This is a genomic window from Plantactinospora sp. KLBMP9567 (genome assembly GCF_033446045.1).
GTDB lineage: Bacteria > Actinomycetota > Actinomycetes > Mycobacteriales > Micromonosporaceae > Plantactinospora.
This window is the reverse complement of sequence record NZ_JAWQRR010000018.1, coordinates 1-17,568: the sequence shown is the minus strand read 5'-3', so window position 1 is coordinate 17,568 and position 17,568 is coordinate 1. Positions and strand designations below refer to the sequence as shown.

At 73.8% G+C, this 17,568-nt stretch carries 11 protein-coding genes; 4 read left to right on the top strand and 7 right to left on the bottom strand.

The genetic code is table 11. From position 1 onward, the window contains the following. Positions 1-129 precede the first annotated feature (129 nt). Positions 130-1,854, top strand: a complete 1,725-nt coding sequence (locus R6Y94_RS13450) for an acyl-CoA dehydrogenase (protein WP_318396155.1) — start codon at positions 130-132, stop codon at positions 1,852-1,854. Here the strand turns inward: R6Y94_RS13450 and R6Y94_RS13445 are convergent. From R6Y94_RS13445 to R6Y94_RS13425, 5 genes are all read right to left on the bottom strand, one after another. Continuing rightward, positions 1,844-3,073, bottom strand: a complete 1,230-nt coding sequence (locus tag R6Y94_RS13445; protein WP_318396154.1) for an acyl-CoA reductase — start codon at positions 3,071-3,073, stop codon at positions 1,844-1,846. The two genes, R6Y94_RS13450 and R6Y94_RS13445, sit on opposite strands and share 11 nt — an antisense overlap. Beyond that, positions 3,070-4,128, bottom strand: a complete 1,059-nt coding sequence (locus R6Y94_RS13440; RefSeq protein WP_318396153.1) for an acyl-protein synthetase — start codon at positions 4,126-4,128, stop codon at positions 3,070-3,072. The genes R6Y94_RS13445 and R6Y94_RS13440 overlap by 4 nt, the downstream gene beginning before the upstream one ends. Further along, entirely contained in the window at positions 4,125-5,555 is a 1,431-nt protein-coding gene (locus R6Y94_RS13435; protein ID WP_318396152.1) for an AMP-binding protein, read from the bottom strand. Before R6Y94_RS13435 ends, R6Y94_RS13440 begins: the two co-directional genes overlap by 4 nt. After that, a complete protein-coding gene (locus R6Y94_RS13430) occupies positions 5,552-7,510 on the bottom strand; it encodes a condensation domain-containing protein (RefSeq protein WP_318396151.1) in 1,959 nt (652 codons plus the stop codon). The genes R6Y94_RS13435 and R6Y94_RS13430 overlap by 4 nt, the downstream gene beginning before the upstream one ends. A 237-nt stretch (positions 7,511-7,747) precedes the next feature. Beyond that, positions 7,748-7,993, bottom strand: a complete 246-nt coding sequence (locus tag R6Y94_RS13425; protein ID WP_318396150.1) for an acyl carrier protein — start codon at positions 7,991-7,993, stop codon at positions 7,748-7,750. A 119-nt stretch (positions 7,994-8,112) separates the two neighbouring features. Between R6Y94_RS13425 and R6Y94_RS13420 the strand changes: the two genes are divergently transcribed. From R6Y94_RS13420 to R6Y94_RS13410, 3 genes are all read left to right on the top strand, one after another. Then, positions 8,113-9,048 (top strand): transglutaminase domain-containing protein, encoded by a 936-nt coding sequence (locus tag R6Y94_RS13420; RefSeq protein WP_318396149.1) that lies wholly within the window; start codon positions 8,113-8,115, stop codon positions 9,046-9,048. Positions 9,049-9,201: 153 nt separating this feature from the next. After that, complete coding sequence (locus R6Y94_RS13415) at positions 9,202-11,376, top strand: discoidin domain-containing protein (RefSeq protein WP_318396148.1); 2,175 nt, start codon at positions 9,202-9,204, stop codon at positions 11,374-11,376. Positions 11,377-11,836: 460 nt separating this feature from the next. Further along, positions 11,837-14,989, top strand: coding sequence for an AfsR/SARP family transcriptional regulator (locus R6Y94_RS13410; protein WP_318396147.1), 3,153 nt, complete (start codon positions 11,837-11,839; stop codon positions 14,987-14,989). A gap of 112 nt (positions 14,990-15,101) precedes the next feature. On the opposite strand, the gene R6Y94_RS13405 is transcribed toward R6Y94_RS13410, so the two are convergent. Together R6Y94_RS13405 and R6Y94_RS13400 are read right to left on the bottom strand one after the other, a co-directional pair. Beyond that, a complete protein-coding gene (locus tag R6Y94_RS13405; RefSeq protein WP_318396146.1) occupies positions 15,102-16,298 on the bottom strand; it encodes a cation diffusion facilitator family transporter in 1,197 nt (398 codons plus the stop codon). 258 nt (positions 16,299-16,556) lie between these two features. Then, positions 16,557-17,249, bottom strand: coding sequence for an RraA family protein (locus tag R6Y94_RS13400; RefSeq protein WP_318396145.1), 693 nt, complete (start codon positions 17,247-17,249; stop codon positions 16,557-16,559). Positions 17,250-17,568 lie beyond the last annotated feature (319 nt).

The following is a 17,568-nucleotide window of genomic DNA, read 5'->3' as shown; positions in this document are numbered from 1 at the left end:
CGGACAACCCGCCGCCGACCGGCCGACCTGCGCCCGACCTCGTCTTGACCCGCTTCCCGGCCAGACCGTACGGTGATGGCGGCCGATGCGACGAGCGGTGCGACGGGATGGGCCGGGGATTCCGACACGATGCGGCCGACCGACAGACTCTCCGCCTGGCAGCGCCTCGCGCCCGCCGGATCGGCCGACTCCGCGCCGCTCGCGGCCGTCGAGGACCATCTCGACACACCGTCGACAGTGGAGGCCCTGGACCGCGCGGAGAGCAACGCCGACTATCCACAACGGATCCTCGACGAACTGCGCGACCGAGGGCTGGCACGGCTGTTCGCCCCCGCCGAGGCCACCCCGTTGCACCTCGGCGCCCTCGGGGCCGTCACCGCGCGGCGCAGCGGCAGCCTGGCCATCACCGTCGGGGTGAACGGACTGGCCCTGCTGCCGGTCTATCTGGCTGGCAGTCCGGCCCAGCAGGAGTACGTCACCGCCCGGCTGGCGGAGGGTGCGGCCGCCGCCCTGCTGCTCACCGAGTGGGAGCACGGCTCGAACCTGCTCCGCAACCAGGCCACGGCCCGCCGGGACGGCGACGGATACCGGCTGGACGGGACGAAGCACCTCATCAACGGCGGGAGCCGGCACGAGCTGCTGGTGGCGCTGCTCCGGACCGGCGACGCCGGATCTCGGCCCGGGCCGGGCGTACGCGACTTCTCGCTGTTCCTGGTCGAGCGGGACGCCAGCGTCACGGCGCTGCCGCGCCGCCGTACGCTGCCCGCCCGGGCCGCCGACATCTCCGGGGTACGGTTCACCGGCACCCGGGTCCCGACGAGCGCGCTGATCGGCGTGCCCGGCGAGGGCTTCGCGATCGTGCAGAAGACGCTGATGGTGTCCCGGGGCGGGGTCGCCGCCCTCGCCTCCGGAGCGGTCTCCGGGGCCTGGGACATCGCCGTCGGCTACGCCCGGCGGCGGGACGTCTACGGTGCCCCGATCGACACCCTCGGCGCGATCGGCGAGCACCTGGTCCGGCTGGCCGCCCTCGACACCGTCGTCGCCGCCATGGCGGTCAAGGCCGCCTGCGCGGCGAACCTGTTCGGCCCGGGCGCCGGATACTTCGCCGCGGTGGCGAAGCTGGTCTGCTGCCGGCTGGCCGAGGAGGCGGTGACCGAGGGGCGGTACGTGCTCGGCGCCCGGGCACTGCTGGAGGAGCTGCCGTACGCCAGGTTCGTCCGCGACGTGCTGCTCTACGGGGTCTTCGACGGCACCAGCCACCTGATGCTCGACGACCTCGCCGACCGGCTGCCCCGGTTCGCCACGTCGACGCCGAGCGGCCGTACCCTGGAACGGACCCGGCAGGTCTACCGCACCGGGCCCCGGCCGACGGCCGAGACCGCCCGACTGCCGTGGCGCCGCTACGCACCCGCACTCGCCGGCCGCTGCGCCGACCTCCACACCGCCTCGGGCTGCGCCCGGGCGCACCGGCTCGCCCGGGCGGCGGACGGATTGTCGGCCACGGTCCGGGCGGCGCGCGCGGCCGGCCGGTGGGACGGCGACCAGGCGCTGCGGTTCGCCGCGGCGACCGTGCTCGCCGAACTGGAGGCCCTGCTCGCCACGTGCGAGCTGGCCTGCCCCCGGTGCCGGCCCGCCGCCGGTCCGCCCGGCGAGGCGGCCGAGACGGACGTCGCCGCGCTGGAGTACGCGTTCGAGTGGCTCGGCGCCCGGATCGCCGGCCGGCTCGGCGAACTGGCCCGGGCCTGCGGCACCGGCGAGGCGGACGCGGCCATCGCCGACCTGGTCGGCGCGGGCACTGCGGGGCGGGCCCGAGACCGGCTGCGCGGCACGCTCGACGGGCGGGTCAGGTCGTGACCGTGGTGAGCCGGGTGAACTCGCGCAGCAGCTCGTAGCCGTCCCACACCGGCGCGAAGTCGAGCGCGCGTCCGACCGGGACGATCCGGTCCACACCCCGGCCGCCGCACGCCCGCGCCAACTCCGTCAGCTCGGCCGCGCCGAACCCGAAGTGGGTGACGGTCTGGTCCCGGCGCCGCACCATCCCGGCGAGGTCGGCGAGCCGGTCCAGCCGGGCCCAGGCGAAGGTGCCCGCGCCCAGCCAGTCCCGCAGCGGGCCGTCGGCGGCGCTGAGGTCCAGGTGGGTGACGGCGTTGCCGGCGAAGCGGATCCGGTCGGCGACACCCTCGGCGGCCAGCCCGAACGCGGTGACGTACTTGTGCAGCACCATCGACGTCGGCACCTGTGGTGCCCGGGCACCGACCACGGCGAGCAACTCGGCGGAGAGCTCCGCTCCAGCCCGCCGGGCGACCTCGGGCGTCCCGACCCAGAACAGGGTACGCGGCGACGAGCAGGCCGCCTGGTCGAACCAGTACACGTCGGTGCAGAGCCGTTCCGCCAGGGACCGGCGCTCGGTGGCCGGTGCCGCCAGCCAGCCGGCCGCCGACAGCACGCAGAACGAGGACCGGTCCGGAAAGACGAGGTCGCGTGCGCCCGGCGGCAGCGCAATCGCGCGCAGCCGCCGCACCGACTCGTCCCCGCCCCAGATCACCCGCAGGTCGCACGCGGCACTCAACACGGCGGTGACGGCGTCGTCCCGGTCGTACGTCACCATCCGCTGGCTGTGCGCGACGGCGGGATGCCCGTCGGCCAGCGTCTCGCGCAGCGCGTCCAGCACCGCCGCGGCGACGCCGCCGGAGCGGGGAGAGATCCGTACCACGTTGTGGTTGCCGGCCAGCGCGGCGAGCGCCCAGGCGTACACGAAGACCGTGTCGACGTTGGCCGGCGGCAGGTGGAAGACCAGCCCGCGCGGGAACCGGAGCGCACCGGACGGAGTGGAGAGATCCGCCAGGCTCCGGGCGAGCCCGCCGCGCCGCAGGAAGAACGCCAGTGACCCGAGTTCCGGATGCCGGCGGACGGTGCCGGGGGCGAGCAGCCGCCGCCCGAAGGCGGTCAGGAACTCGCTGACCCGCTCGTCGCCGACGGTCAGCGGACCACCCGGCGGCTCCGTGACCAGCGCCGCGACCAGCGCCGGGACGTCGACCGGCGCGTCGGCGGGAAACTCCTCGCGTACCTTCACCGGGCCCGCCCGGGGTAGCTGTCCGAGCAGCCGCGCGGCTCGGTCCGCGGCACCCGGCCGAGCACGCTGAACCGCCGGCCCGGCCAGTCGCCGTCGTCGACGCCGTGCACCACGCCGAGGTCCTCGGTCAACAGGACGTGCCCCGGGTACGAGCGGGGCAGCGTACTGAGTACCTGCACCACCCCCGGCTCGCCGACCGGCAGCACCCGCCAGCTCACCGGATCCCGGATCAACACGTCGGCGAAGTCCGGGCAGTACAGCCCGTCGCCGGAGGGGCCCTCCAGGAAGATCGTGCCCATCTGCTCGACCATGCCGTAGAAGTTGTGTATCCGCCGCAGGCCGGTGTCCGAGGTGAACCGTTCGCGGAACTCCCGGTTGTCCACCGCCCGGTCGGTCAGCCGCTTCCATCCGCCGGAATGGATCAGCAGGCCGTGCGACAGGTCCCAGCCGTGCTGCCGGGCGAGGTCGTACAGCCGGCTCCAGACCAGGAAGGTGAAGCCGAAGACGAGGAACGGCCGCCCGCCGTGCCGATGCAGGAACGCCGCCACCGCCGCCGGATCCGGCGCCTCGCGCTCGTCCAGCACGAACGCGTGGTCCCGGCCGAAGCCCATCATCCCGAGTACCCCGGCCGCACGCGCCGGCAGCGCACCGGGGTCGCGCAGCACCGCCCGGCTCTCCACCAGCAGCATCGGCAGCCGGGCGCGACCGACGACCGTGCGCATCGCGGCGGCGAGCGCCCGCTGCTGCGCCGCGGCCGCGGCCCGGTCCAGATAGACCCGGCTGACCTCGCCGGTGGTCCCGCTGGAGGTGAGCACCCGGAACACCTCCCCGGCCGGCACGCTGCGCAGGGTGTGCCGCTTGAACAGCCCGACCGGCAGCCACGGCAGCTCCGACAGCGTCCGGTACGCCCGGCCCGGGCGGTGGTCGAGGGCGGCGAGGATCCGCCGGTACTCGGCACTGTGCTCGCGGTGGTGCTCGGTCAGCTCCCGCAGCGCCGGTAGGAGGATCCGCTCCCGGGCCGGCTGGGGCAGGGTGAAGACTCCCGGCTCGCTCACCGTTGCGCCTCCGCCTCGAGGCGGCGGTAGTCGGTCTTCCCGTTGGCCAGTGTCGGTAGCCGGTCGATGCCGCGGACGTCGAGTCCGGACCGGTGCAGCCGCAGCCGGTCGGCCAGCGCGACACCGAGCGCGCGGGCCGACTCGTCGCCGATCCCCGCACACCACACCACCACCCGGTCCCCGGCCGAGACCGCCGCGACCGGCCCGGGAGCGTCGTCGACGAGCCGTTCGACGTCGTCGAGGTGGACCCGGGTGCCGAAGACCTTTCCGATCCGCTTGAGCCGGCCCGTCAGCCACAGGAAGCCCTCGTCGTCGAGCCGCCCCAGGTCACCGGTTGCCAGTTCGCCGCGCAGCTCGTCCCCCAGGGCGAGGTCCGCGGCGCCGTCGGCGTACCCGAGCATCACGTTGGGACCGGAGTAGACCACCTCGCCGGAAACCCCTGGCACCGTGCTCTGCTCGCCGGTGTCGGTACGTACGCACAGCCGCCCGCCCGGCACCGGGAGACCGGCCGAACCCAGCTTGTCGGGCAGCCGGTCCGGCGGCAGTACCGCGATCCGGGCCGTCGCCTCGGTCTGGCCGTACATCAGGAACAGCCGTCCACCGACGCCGGCCAACCGCTCGTGCAGGCGCCGGGCGAGCGCCGGACGCAGCGGGCCGCCGGCCTGGGTCAGGGTACGCAGGCGGGGCCGGCGTGCCGGGTCCCACCGCAGCCGGGTCAGCATCTCGTAGTGCCGGGGCACGCCGGCCAGTGACGTCGCCCCGTGCCTGTCGCAGGCCCGCCAGAAGCCGGCGGAGAAGACGTCTCCGTCGGCGACCACCACCGTCCCGCCGGCCACCAGGTGGCTGTTCAGCACCGAGAGGCCGTAGCTGTAGAAGAGCGGCAGGCTGGTCGGGGCCACCTCCCGATCGTCGATTTCCAACGCCTCGGCGATCGCCAGCGCGTTCGCCAGCACCGCCGAACGCGACAGCCGGACCAGTCTCGGGCTGCCGGTCGAACCCGAGGTGGCCAGCAGGAGGGCGAGCGATGGTGCGGGGAGATGCTCCGGGTCGGCCCGCCGCCGCCAGATGCCGCCGACCCCGGCCATCGAGGCGGCCTGGTATCCGGCCGGACGGTCGGCATCGGCGGGGCAGGGCGTCTCGTCCAGCCCGACCACAGCGGCCGGCTGGTAGGCGGCGACGAGCCGGCCCAGCAGGTCGGCCGGGAGCCGGGGGTCCAGCAGTGCGACCGGTCGGTCGGCAAGCATCGCGGCGAGGTACCGCAGTACCGAGTCGATCGTGGTGCAGGTGCGCGCGAAGAGCACACCCGGCGGCAGCGCGTCGTACGCCCGACGGATCGGGGCCAGCGCGGCGGCCAGGCCGGCGCCCGAGAGGATGCGGCCGGTCGTCCCCTCCACCAGCCGCGCCCCACTGCCGACGAGCCCGGTCACCGGCCCGGCCCGTCGCCCAGGGGCGGGGCCGTCAGTTCGGTCGCGAGCTGGGCCAACGACACGGGTCGGACGAAGTCGTCCGGCAGTAGGCCGGTGTAACCCTCGTCGGCCAGGGCCCGCAGGATCGCCGGTACGACCAGCAGCCGGCCCGTCGTCTCGAGGTAGGTGCCGGCCATCGAGAGCTCGGTCGCCCCGGTGAACCGGGTGACGGCCCGGTGCAGCGCCAGCTCACGGTCGCCGGTGGCAGCCCGGGCGGCCCGCCGCAGACCGGTTCCCTCCGCCAGGCGCGGCAGTGCCCGCCAGGCCGACGGGTCGTCCCGGTCCAGGGGCGGGCGGGCGTAGGTGACGAAGTGCTCCGGACAGGTCACGGCGGCGGTCGGGCCGATCCGGGCCAGGACGAAGTCCCGCAGCTCGGCCGGGCCCGGGCCGGTGTCCCCGACGGCCAGGAAGGCGACCAGCCGCTCGCCGTCGGGCGTCGGCTCCACCCACGGGTACGCCGCCCGCACGTCGGGATGCTCCTCCAGCAGCTTGCGCAACTGGTCGAGGTCGGTCAGGCGGTTGCCCAGCCAGCACCCGGGTGGGCGGAGCTGTCCGGCGATCCCGGTGGCGACCTCCACCAGCTCGGCGAAGCTCAGGTCGTGCCGCCGGAGCGCCTGCCGGAGTACGCGTTCCGGGCCGCGCAGCAGCACCTCCATCTCACCCGGTAGCAGGATGTTGCCGTTGAAGCCGCCCTGCACGTGCATGGAGTCCCGGCCGATCCGGACCATCAGGTAGGCGTCCATCCCGGTGTCGTTGTCGCTGATCTCCCGGGGGTTGAGCATGATCTCCGGCTCGGGCAGCCCGTCGAGTGTCGCCGGACCGTAGTCACCCCGCAGACAGAGCCGCTCGTACTCGTCCGACACACCGAAGTTGACGGTGGACCCCCAGGCGAACCCGGTCCCCCGGCGCAGGATCTCGGCGGCCTCCAGCTCGGCGAGCCGGTCCCAGCCGATCCGGTACTGCCGCTGCGCCCGCAGGATCTGCGTCGCCGCCCGTCGGACCAGTTTGCCGAGCGGCGCCCGGTCGGACACGTCGAGGCTGGTGAAGAGGATCCGGTGGAAGCAGCCGACCACCCCCTCCTCCGCCGGCCCCCGCCCGTGGTAGTGGAACCGCAGGACCGAGCGGTCCGCGCCGCTGAGGATGGCCAGCAGGATCGTCACCACGGCCGAGTAGAGGGCCGCCGGAGTCGTGCGGTACCGCCGGGCGGCGGCGGCCAGCACCTCCGGTGCGGTGGTCGAGACGATGGTGCCGGCGTACAACCGGAAGCTCGTGTGCGGGGTGCTGCCGAACAGCCGGCTCGGTGCCGCACGCAGCTCCGCGGCCCAGTAGCGCTCCGCCTCCGCCCGTTCGGCGTCCAGCTCCGGCGAGGAATCGAGCGCGACCGCGTCGAGCAGGTGCCGCCGTACCGGCGGGAGCCGGTGCGGTCGCCGTTCCCACCGCGCGAGGAGCAGCTCGGCCAGCTCGTCGTGGAGCAGCAGAGTCCCGACGGCGTCCATCGACACGTGCGAGAAGAACAGCACCAGTTCGGCGACGTCGCCGTCATCGGCGTGCAGCAGCAGGCCCCAGCACGGCCAGTGCCGCTCGACGTCGAAGTCGAAGCGGTCGACCCAGGCGGCGATCTCGTCTCCGGTCAGTCCGTACGGCTCCCGCCCGAGGAAGACCTCGCGCTCGCCGGGCGGGTGCACCAGCTGACGGGGCAGGCCCCGCTCGTCGTACCCGACGGTGCTGCGCAGGGCCTCGTGCCGGGCGACCAGCCCGGTCACCGCCGCTCGGACGTCAACCTCGGGAACCGGCCGGGGCAGCGGCAGCCGCAGCCAGACGATGGATCCGCGGGACGAGCCCCGGAACTTCCACCACTCGAAGACCTGTCCGGCGCCCAGCGGCCCGGACCGTCGTGCCCCCTCGACTGCCTCCACCTGGACCACGGCACCCCTCCCGGTCGACCCCCGCGGGTGGCCAGCGGACGGGGCAGCAGCCGACAGGGCCGGCCGACGACGGGATGCGGCGAGGCACACCCGCCCACCCCGGGGTGGGCGGTGCGGCGAGTGGGTGCCGACACGACGGCGACGAATTGTGTCACCACGACACCCCGTCCCCCGTTCGCCCAGATTCTTACATTGACGATCGGGGATGGCAACCGGGCCGTGGCCATCCTATGTGGAATCGTAGACGCCCAGGTCGTGCAGAATTTTCAGCGCACTCTGAAAGCTGTCCATGCCGATCAGCTGATCGCTGTCGAACTCGACGTCGAACTCCTCTTCGATCGCGATAACCAGTGCCAGGTGGCCGAGGGAATCCCACCGCGGGTGGACCCGGTGCTGCAACTCCGTCACATTCACCTCGGCGGGCAGGTCGAGCGCGGTGAGGAACACCGAACGCAGCCGCTCACGAACCAACATAGCTCTCGCGACCCTCCACTGTGGTCGGCGGCAAAGCGCCGGCCACGATGACGTCAATCCATTGACATCGACCAGAGCCGGCGAGGACGATGATACGGCACCGCCACCGAGCTTGGGGGATGACGATTCCGACCCTCGCACACTCGTCGAAGCGCATCCAGGAAGTCGTCGAGCGGCTCCGGCGGGTGCCGGACACCGCCCGGATGTTCTCGGAAAGCGCCGCCGAGGCGAGGCGACTGCACCGGGTCGACCAGTCGCTACAGGCCCGGTTGCTCGACCTCGGCATGCCGCACCGCGGCCCGGCCGCAGACCCGCACTTCGACAGCCTCGACCTGGCCAACGTCGGGCTGGGACTGGGCCTGCGCTGCCCGCGCTGGCTGGCCATGCGCTGGTGGTCGAAGTCGCTGACCCAGGTCGTCCCGGGCCAGCGGCTGGACTATCGGATGGAACTCTCCGCCTCCTGCCCCTCGCCGGGCCATGCCGGGGCATGCCGGTTCGAGGTGCATCCCCGGCTGCGGGCGGCGATGCGGGCCGGCACCTGCCGGGAGACCGGGCCGGGCAGGTACGCCTTCGAGGTCCGCCTCGACAGCGGCCGACATCTCTTCGGTGGGTCCTTCACCGAGCTGATCGACCAGATCCGCCCGGTTCAGTTCCACCTGCTGCCCTACCCGCTGAACACGGACCTCGGGTTCCTCCGGGACAGCGGCCTGGCCGACTGCCGACTGGCCGCGAACTACCTGCACCGGCTGGGCGGTTCACTCGGGCTGCCGGTCCGGTCCACGGCCGGATACTTCGTCGCACCGCCCTACGCCACGGTGCACGTGTGGCTGGAGTTCCAGGTCGACGGCGACTGGCTGCCGGCGGACCCGTTCCTGCTCAACGCGCTGAACAGGTGGGGCATCGTGGACCCGGGGCAGTGGCCGCCGCACCGCTCGCCGCAGGGCCTGTTGTGGTCGGTCCACGACGAGTTCATCGAGTTGCTCAGACACAACGGCCAGGACGTGCTGCTCTATCCCGCGATGGTCGTGACCGACCAGCACGCCAGCCCGCTCTGACGCCCCCGGCCGGCGACCGGCGGTCGGCGGCGACACCGCATTGACAGCTCTCGCTGATTGATTCAGAGTATCCGAGAGAGCGCTCTCCCATCCGATTGTCATCAGCCCGCAACCGGCCCGAAACCGACGCGGGCCTCACCTCAGGGAGCACTGATGGACAGCGCTCTGTCCCCACCCCGCCGCCGACCATCCCGGCCACGCCGGTGGCGTCTCCTCGCCGGGTCGGTCGTCGCGATCCCGGCCCTGCTCGCCGGCTACCTCGCCATCTCCGGTACGTCCGCCGGGGCGGCCGAGACCCTGCTCTCGCAGGGGCGGCCGGTCACCGCCTCCTCGGTCGAGTCCGCCGCCTACCCGGCCTCCGCCGCGGTCGACGGCAACACCGGAACCCGCTGGTCCAGCGGTTTCGCCGACCCGCAGTGGTTGCAGGTCGACCTCGGCACCGTCACCCCGGTCAGCCGGGTCCTGCTGAGCTGGGAGGGCGCCTACGCCCGCGCCTTCACCATCGAGACCTCGACCAACGGCTCGACGTGGACCACCGTGCACGGCACCAGCACCGGTACCGGCGGCAACCAGGAGATCAGCGTCACCGGCACCGGACGGTACGTCCGGCTGAACGCGAGCCAGCGGGGCACGGCGTACGGGGTGTCGCTCTGGGAGTTCCAGGTGTACGGCGAGACCGGTACCAGCGCCTGCGGCACCGGCAACGCCGCGCAGGGCCGACCGGCCACCGCCTCCTCCACCGAGTCCGCCGCCTATCCGGCCCCGGCCGCGGTCGACGGCAACACCGGTACCCGGTGGGCCAGCGCCGCCGCCGACCCGCAGTGGCTCCGGGTCGACCTCGGCAGCACCCGGTCGATCTGTGGAGTCACCCTGGTCTGGGAGGCCGCCTACGCCTCCGGGTTCCAGATCCAGACCTCGGCCGACGGCTCGACCTGGACCACCGTGCACACCAGCACCACCGGCACGGGCGGGACGCAGAACCTCACCGTCACCGGCACCGGCCGGTACGTCCGGATGTACGGCACCGCCCGGGCGACCGCGTGGGGCTACTCACTGTGGGAGTTCGCGGTACACACCGGCAGCGGGCCGACGACCCCGCCGACCACCACTCCCCCGCCGACCACCACCCCGCCGCCGCCGGGCGGCAGCGTGCTGCTGTCGTACCAGAAACCGGCGGTCGCCTCCAGCAACCAGAACGACGGCACGTGCTTCGAGTGCCTGCCGGCGCGGGCCTTCGACAACGACCCGGCCAGCCGGTGGGCCACCAGCACCACCACCGGATGGGTCGACCCGGGCTGGATCTACGTCGACCTGGGCGCCACCGCCACCATCACCCAGGTGGTGTTGCAGTGGGACCCGGCCTACGCCACCTCCTACCAGATCCAGGTCTCGGCGAACGCCAGCACCTGGACCCCGATCTACTCCACCACCAGTGGCCGGGGCTTCAAGGAGACGCTGAACGTCACCGGCACCGGCCGGTACGTCCGGATGTACGGCACCGCCCGGGTCGGACCGTACGGCTACTCGCTCTACGAGTTCAGGGTCTACGGCACCGGTGGCAACCCGACGGCACCGCCGGCGATGCCGCCCGACCCGACCTTCCCGGCCAACAACCTCGTCTGGAGCGACGAGTTCAACGGTGCCGCCGGCAGCAAGCCCGACCCGGCCAAGTGGACGATCGACCCCGGCACCGGGCAGAACAACGAGATCCAGTACTACACGAACAACAACAACGCCTCGATGAACGGCACCGGTGCCCTGGTGATCGAGGCCCGCCGGGAGACCGCCGGCGGGCGTGACTACACCTCGCACCGGATGAACACCGGCAACAAGTTCCACGTCCAGTACGGCCGGATCGAGGCCCGGATCCACGTACCGAAGGGCAACGGCCTGTGGCCGGCGTTCTGGATGATGGGCGCAGACTTCCTCACCGGACGGCCGTGGCCGTACAACGGGGAGATCGACATCATGGAGGTGCTCGGCCGGAACACCCTGGAGGGCTACTCGACGCTGCACGCACCGCAGTACAACGGCGGTGCCGGCTACGGGCAGAAGTACCCGGCGCCGGGCGGGGTCGACTTCTCCGCCGGCTTCCACGTCTGGGCCGCGGAGTGGGACAGCTCGGGCATCACGTTCAAGGTGGACGGCCAGACGGTCTTCTACGCCAGCAAGGAGACGGTGGAGTCGACCCGTGGCCCGTGGGTCTTCGACCACCCCTTCTATCTGATCCTCAACCTCGCCGTCGGCGGTGACTTCCCCGGACCGGTCGACCCGAGTACGCCGTTCCCGTCCCGGATGCTCGTCGACTACGTACGCGTCTACCGCTGAACATCGGATGGCCGGTACGGCGGACCGGCCACTCCGCGGCCCCCTTCCCGGGCGCCGAACGCCCGGACGCCTGCGGCTGCCGACATGTCGGATGACCGCTACCGGTATCGAGCCCCTTGCCACGGTTTCACCCGCACGCCACCCTGTTAGGCATGGGGGCTGTTGGCGGCGGGCGTGTCGAGCATCCTTCGCGCTCTTTGATCCGCAACGATGCCGTCGAAGCCGCCCTCGGGGACGGGCCGGCGTGAGGATGACCCAGGCGTACCGGTTGGCCCTGGACCTCACCCCGGGCCGGGAATGTGACGTGCTCGGGCACGCCGGTGCAGACCCGGGTACCCCGGGCAGGTGGCCGTGAGGCGTGAACCCGGCACGGCACCCGCCGGTCAGACCGGGACCGTCCCCCGCAAGGCGGGACTGCTGATCGTGTGCTCGTCAGAGCGCACCGAAAGGTAACAGCGGCATGGTCGTAGCTCGCGAGAGCGCATACGGTGTCAGCGCTTTCCGCGACTCCGACGGGGGCGTCGACACGGTACGGCTGGAGATCCTCGGCTCGGTACGCGCCTGGCGCGGTGAACACCAGATCGCCTTCTCCTCGCCCGGGCAACGGGCCGTACTCGGACTGCTGGCGCTGGCCGCCGGCCGGCCGATGCCCCGGGCCGAGATCATCGACGCGCTCTGGGAACACGGCGAGCCGCCGCCGACCGCCACCAACGTGATCCAGACGCACGTCAAGAACCTCCGTCGACTGCTCGAACCCGACCGGCGCACGCACACCGCCAGCGCCGTCCTGCCCCGGGTCGGCGACGGGTACGCCGTCGGCGTACCGGCCCGCAACCTCGACGTGTGCGTGTTCCGTGAACTCGCCGGTGCGGCGGCCGAGGCGCACCGCCGGGACGACCTGACCGGTTCGGTCCGGCTCTGGCAGCGGGCACTCGCGCTGTGGCGCGCCGCCCCACTGGTCGACGTCCCCTCACTCGCCGGGCATCCGAAGGTCGTCGCGCTGGCCGAGGAGCGCCGGGCGGCGGTACGCCGGTACGGCGAGGTCATGATCGCCCTCGGCAGGACCGCCGACGTGCTGCCGGCGCTGGAGGAGGTGGCCGCGAGCAGCCCGCTGGACGAGACCGCCCAGGGACTGCTGATCCGGGCCTACCACGCACTCGGACGCCGGGACCGGGCGGTCGCGGTCTACCGCCAGGCCCGGACGCGGCTCGTCGAGGAGCTGGGGGTCGAACCCGGTCCCGAACTCGCCAGCGCCTACCGGGATGCGCTGCGGGCCGCCGAGCCCGCGACGGCGACCCCGGCCATCGCGACCGGTGCCCGCACCGGGCCGGACGACCCGCCGGCCGTCCCCGCGCAACTGCCCGCCGACGTACCCGGATTCAGCGGCCGCTCGGCCGAACTCTCCACCCTGGACAGGCTGCTGGTGCGGTCCGGGCAGCACGACCGGCCGGCGCCGTCCACCGTCCCCGTCGTCGTGCTCGCCGGCACCGCCGGAGTCGGCAAGACCGCCCTCGCGCTGCGCTGGGGGCACCACGCCCGGCACCGGTTCCCCGACGGGCAGCTCTACGTCAACCTGCGCGGCTACGACGTCGACCGGCCGATGCCGCCGCAGGAGGCACTGGCCGGGTTCCTCCGCGCGCTCGGCGTACCCGGCACCGAGGTGCCGTTCGCACTCGACGAGTGCGCGGCACGGTACCGCAGCCAACTGGACGGCCGGCGGATGCTGATCGTGCTGGACAACGCGGCGTCGGTGGAGCAGGTCCGCCCGCTGCTACCGGGCAGTGCCTCCTGTGCGGTGCTGGTCACCAGCCGGGACACCCTCGCCGGGCTGGTCGCCCGGGACGGCGCCGAGCGGATCGAACTCGGGCTGCTCTCCGGCGCCGACTCGGTCGAACTGCTCTGGCGCACCCTCGGCGAGCGGGTCGCCCGGGAACCCGCGGCCGCCGCAGCGCTCGCCGAGCGCTGCGCCCACCTGCCGCTGGCCCTGCGGGTCGCCGCCGAACTCGTGCTCACCCGGCCGACCGCACCGCTGGCGGTACTCGTCGCCGAACTCGCCGACCAGCAGCACCGGCTTCGGCTGCTCGACGCCGGCGGTGACCCGCGCACCGGGGTACGGGCCGTGCTGTCCTGGTCGTACCAGCAACTGCCGCCGGCCGCCGCACGCGCCTTCCGGATGCTGGGGCCGCATCCCGGACCGGACATCGACCGGTACGCCGCCGCGGCGCTCTTCGACACCGGGCCGGAGCCGGCACGGCACCTGCTCGACACGCTCGCCCGGGCGAACCTCGTGCAGCCGGCCGGCGACCACCGGTACACCTTCCACGACCTGCTCCGGGCCTACGCGGTCGAACGCTCCGCAGCCGACGAGCCGGCCTCGACCGCCGACGCCGCCCTGGACCGCCTCTTCGACTACGAACTGGCCGCCGCGACGGCGGCGATCAACACGCTCTATCCGGCGGAGCGGCACCGTCGGGCGCCCGTCCACCGGCCACCGGTGCCGCCGCCGCCGATGCCGGACCCGCAGGCGGCCCGGGAGTGGCTGGACGCCGAACGGCCGACCCTGGTGGGGACGGCGGTCCGGGCGGCCGAACGCGGCCGGTCGGCACACGCGGTACGGCTGACCCTGACCCTGCTGCGCTATCTGGAGAGCGGCGGATACTTCGGCGAGGCCGAACGGATGCACACGCATGCCCTGGCCGCGGCCCGGGAGGCCGGCGACCGGGTCACCGAGGCGCACCTGCTGACCGGGCTCGCCGTGATGTACGTCCAGCAGGGCCGGTACGCCCCGTCGATCGCCCGGCTGCGCGAGGCGGTGGCGCTGAGCCGGGAGAACGGCGACGGCGCCGGTGAGGCGCGGGCGCTGGGCAACCTCGGGCACGTCCAGCAACGCCAGGGCCGTTACGACGAGGCCGCCGAGGCGCTGCGCGCCGCGCTGCTGCTCTGCCGGCGGGCAGGTGACCCGGCCGGCGAGGCCCGGGCCGGCGGCAACCTCGGGCACGTACTGCTGCGGCAGGGCAACTACCGCGAGGCAGGGGTGCACCTGCGTACCTCCATCGTGCTCTGCCGGCGGATCGCGGACGCGACCGGGGAGGCGTATGCGCTGACCAGCGTCGGGGACCTGCACCTGCGCGGTGGACGGCTGCTCGCCGCCGCCGGCCGGCACCGGCGCGCACTGGCCCTGTTCGAGGCGGTCGGTGACCAGGCCGGCAAGGCGCTCGCGCTGGACGGCCTCGGCCGGGTACGCCTGCGGCAGGGCGACCACGAGTCCGCGCTGGATCTCGTGGAGCAGGCGCTCAGGTTGCTGCGCCGGGTCGGTGAGCGGGCCGGCGAAGCCTCGTCCACCAACAGTCTCGGCGAGACACTGCACCTGCTGGGGCGGCTCGGCCCGGCCCGGACGCAGCACAGCACCGCGCTCAGCCTGGCCACCGAAATCGGGGACGCGTACGAGCAGGCCCGGGCGCACGCCGGGCTGGGCCGGGCGTACCAGGCGGCCGGTGACGGCGGGCGCGCCGAGACGCACTGGAGTGCGGCCGAGGCCCTCTACCGGATGCTCGGGGTACCCGAGGCGGCCGAGTCCCGGGACCAGTTGGCCCTCCTCGGCCGGCCGTCCTGACTCCGCCGTCCCCGGTCGGCCGGCCCGGCTGTCCGCGTTCTGCCGCCCTCGACCGGCTGTCCGCGTGCCGCGCCTTGCCCGGCCGGCCTGGCTCAGCGGGCTCGTACCGCCGTCACGACCGGTCCGCCGAGGCGGGGACCTCGGGGGTCAGCGGTTCGGGCCGGTCCGCGCCCCGACTTCGCCGCCGGTGCGACAGCTCGGCGTGATGATGGTCGCCCGGGTGGCTGGCCGGGTCGGTGTGCACGGTGGCACCGCGCAGTCGTGGCACAGCGTGACCGAGCTGGTGTTCGGCATCGGCGGCGACCTCGTGGGCCTGGAGCAGGGTCAGCTCGGCGTCGACCACGAGGGTGGCCTCCGCGTGCAGCCGGTGACCGATCCAGCGCAGCCGTACCCCGGCCACCTCCCGGACGCCGGGCACGGCCCGCAGGGTCGCCTCGGCCCGGTCGACCAGGTCCGGATCGACGGCGTCCATCAGCCGCCGGTAGACCTCCCGCGCGGCGTCCTTGAGTACCAGCAGGATCGCGGCGGTGATCAGCAGTCCGACCGCCGGGTCCGCCCACCGCCAGCCCAGGGCGGCCCCACCGGCGCCGAGCAGCACCGCCAGCGAGGTGAACCCGTCCGCGCGGGCGTGCAGTCCGTCCGCGACCAGGGCGGCGGAACCGATCCGCCGTCCGACGGCGATCCGGTACCGGGCGACCAGCTCGTTGCCGACGAAGCCGACAAGCGCGGCGGCGGCGACGTACGGCAGGTGCCGGACGTCCTGCGGGTCCAGCAGCCTGCGGACGGCCTCGTAGCCGGCGAAGGCCGCCGAGGCGGCGATGGTCGCGACGATGGCGATTCCGGCGAGGTCTTCGGCCCGGCCGTAGCCGTAGGTGTATGCCCGGGTCGCGGCCCGCCGGCCGAGCAGGAAGGCGATGCCGAGGGGCACTGCGGTCAGCGCGTCGGCGACGTTGTGCAGGGTGTCGCCGAGCAGCGCCACCGAACCGGACAGCGCCACGACGAGTGCCTGCAGCCCGGCGGTGGCACCGAGGACGGCCAGCGAGATCCACAGTGCCCGCAGCCCGGCCCGGGAGGTCTCCAGCGCGGTGTCGACCTTGTCGGCGGTGTCGTGCGAGTGCGGGGTGAGCAGATGCCCGAGACGGTGCCGTAGTCTGCGCCACCGGCCGGTGTGATCGGGCTCGTGCGGGTGGTGCCCGGTCGGGTCGTGACCGTGGCCGTGGTGCTGCGGGTGCTGCCCGGGGTGCTGCTGGTGGCGGTGCGGGGTGTGCGGGTGCTCGTGTCCGGGACCGTGGTCGTGGCTGTCGCTCATGCGCCCCTGCCCCCCTCCCTGCCGGACCGGCTGGCCGGCCGCGGTGGCGGCCCTCGACGCGACCGCCTCCGCAGAGGTTACGTGCTCATGTACGCACGCGACAACGAAGCAGGTGCCAACCCGTCGCAACAGCGACCGCCTGGCGGTCCCCGGACGCTCGGGCCTCGCCCGGCTCGTCGATGCCGGCCTGGTGGCCTGGTCCTCGATGGCGCCGTTGGCCGGTGGCTTGACCTTCGATGCCGCCGCCGACCTGGTGGCCTACTCCTCGATGGCGCCGCCGATCCGGCGTAGGTGTCGGCGGAAGCTGTACGCCGGGTCGGCGGCGCGTCGGGTTAGGTAGTCGGCGAAGCGGGTCTGCTCGCGCAGGGACTGCCCGGCCCGGATCCGGTCGGCCTGGTCGCGTTCGGTCCGCCGGATCTGGTGCGCGGTCGCCAGCACCTCCTCGGTCCGCTCGGCGGCCACGAACAGCACCCCGTCGTCGTCGGCGAAGACGACGTCCGCCGTGCCGACGGAGTGCGTACCGAACCGGGCGCTGAGCAGCGCCGCCGGCTCGGGTTCGTCCAGGCGTACCGGGCCGGGTGGATGGCTGCCGTAGCTGAAGACGGGCAGCCCGATCTCGACCAGTTCCGGCGTGTCGCGGTGCAGGCCCCAGACCACCAGGCCGGCCAGCCCGGCCGCCCGGGCCTCCAGCACCACCAGGTCGCCGACACACGCCTCGTCCAAGCGCCCGCCGTTGTCGACGACCAGGACGTCGTCCGGGTCGGCACCGCCCAGCGCCTCCAGGAACACGTCCACGCTGCCGTAGTGCCGGGCCGGCAGCACGCGCCCGGCGAGCCGTTGCCCGGGTACGACCGCGGCGACGCCGGGCGGGGCGCTCCGCAGCGGCACACCGAGGCGTACACAGGCGTCGGCCACCAGCGGGGTGGACAACTCGGCGAAGGCGTCGCGCACGGGTTCCTCCCTGGTCAGATGTGGTCGGTGGCGGTGTTGCGCCGCCGACGGGCGGCCCGATGCTACCGACGGTCGCGCCGGTGCCGGCCGGGCCAATTCGCCGCTGGTGGCCCCTGGTCCAGGGCAGCGTCGACCGGGACGACGGCGAGTGACACGGCGACGGCGACGGCGAGTGGTACGGCGGCGGATGGTGCCGCGGTGGCCGGCGGCGACGAAGGCGGCGGCATCGCGGGGGCCCGGGTGGTGGGCCGGGGCGGGGGGGGGGGGGGGCGGGGGGGGCCTGGTGTTTACAACCCCCCCCCCCCGCCGGCCCCGCCCG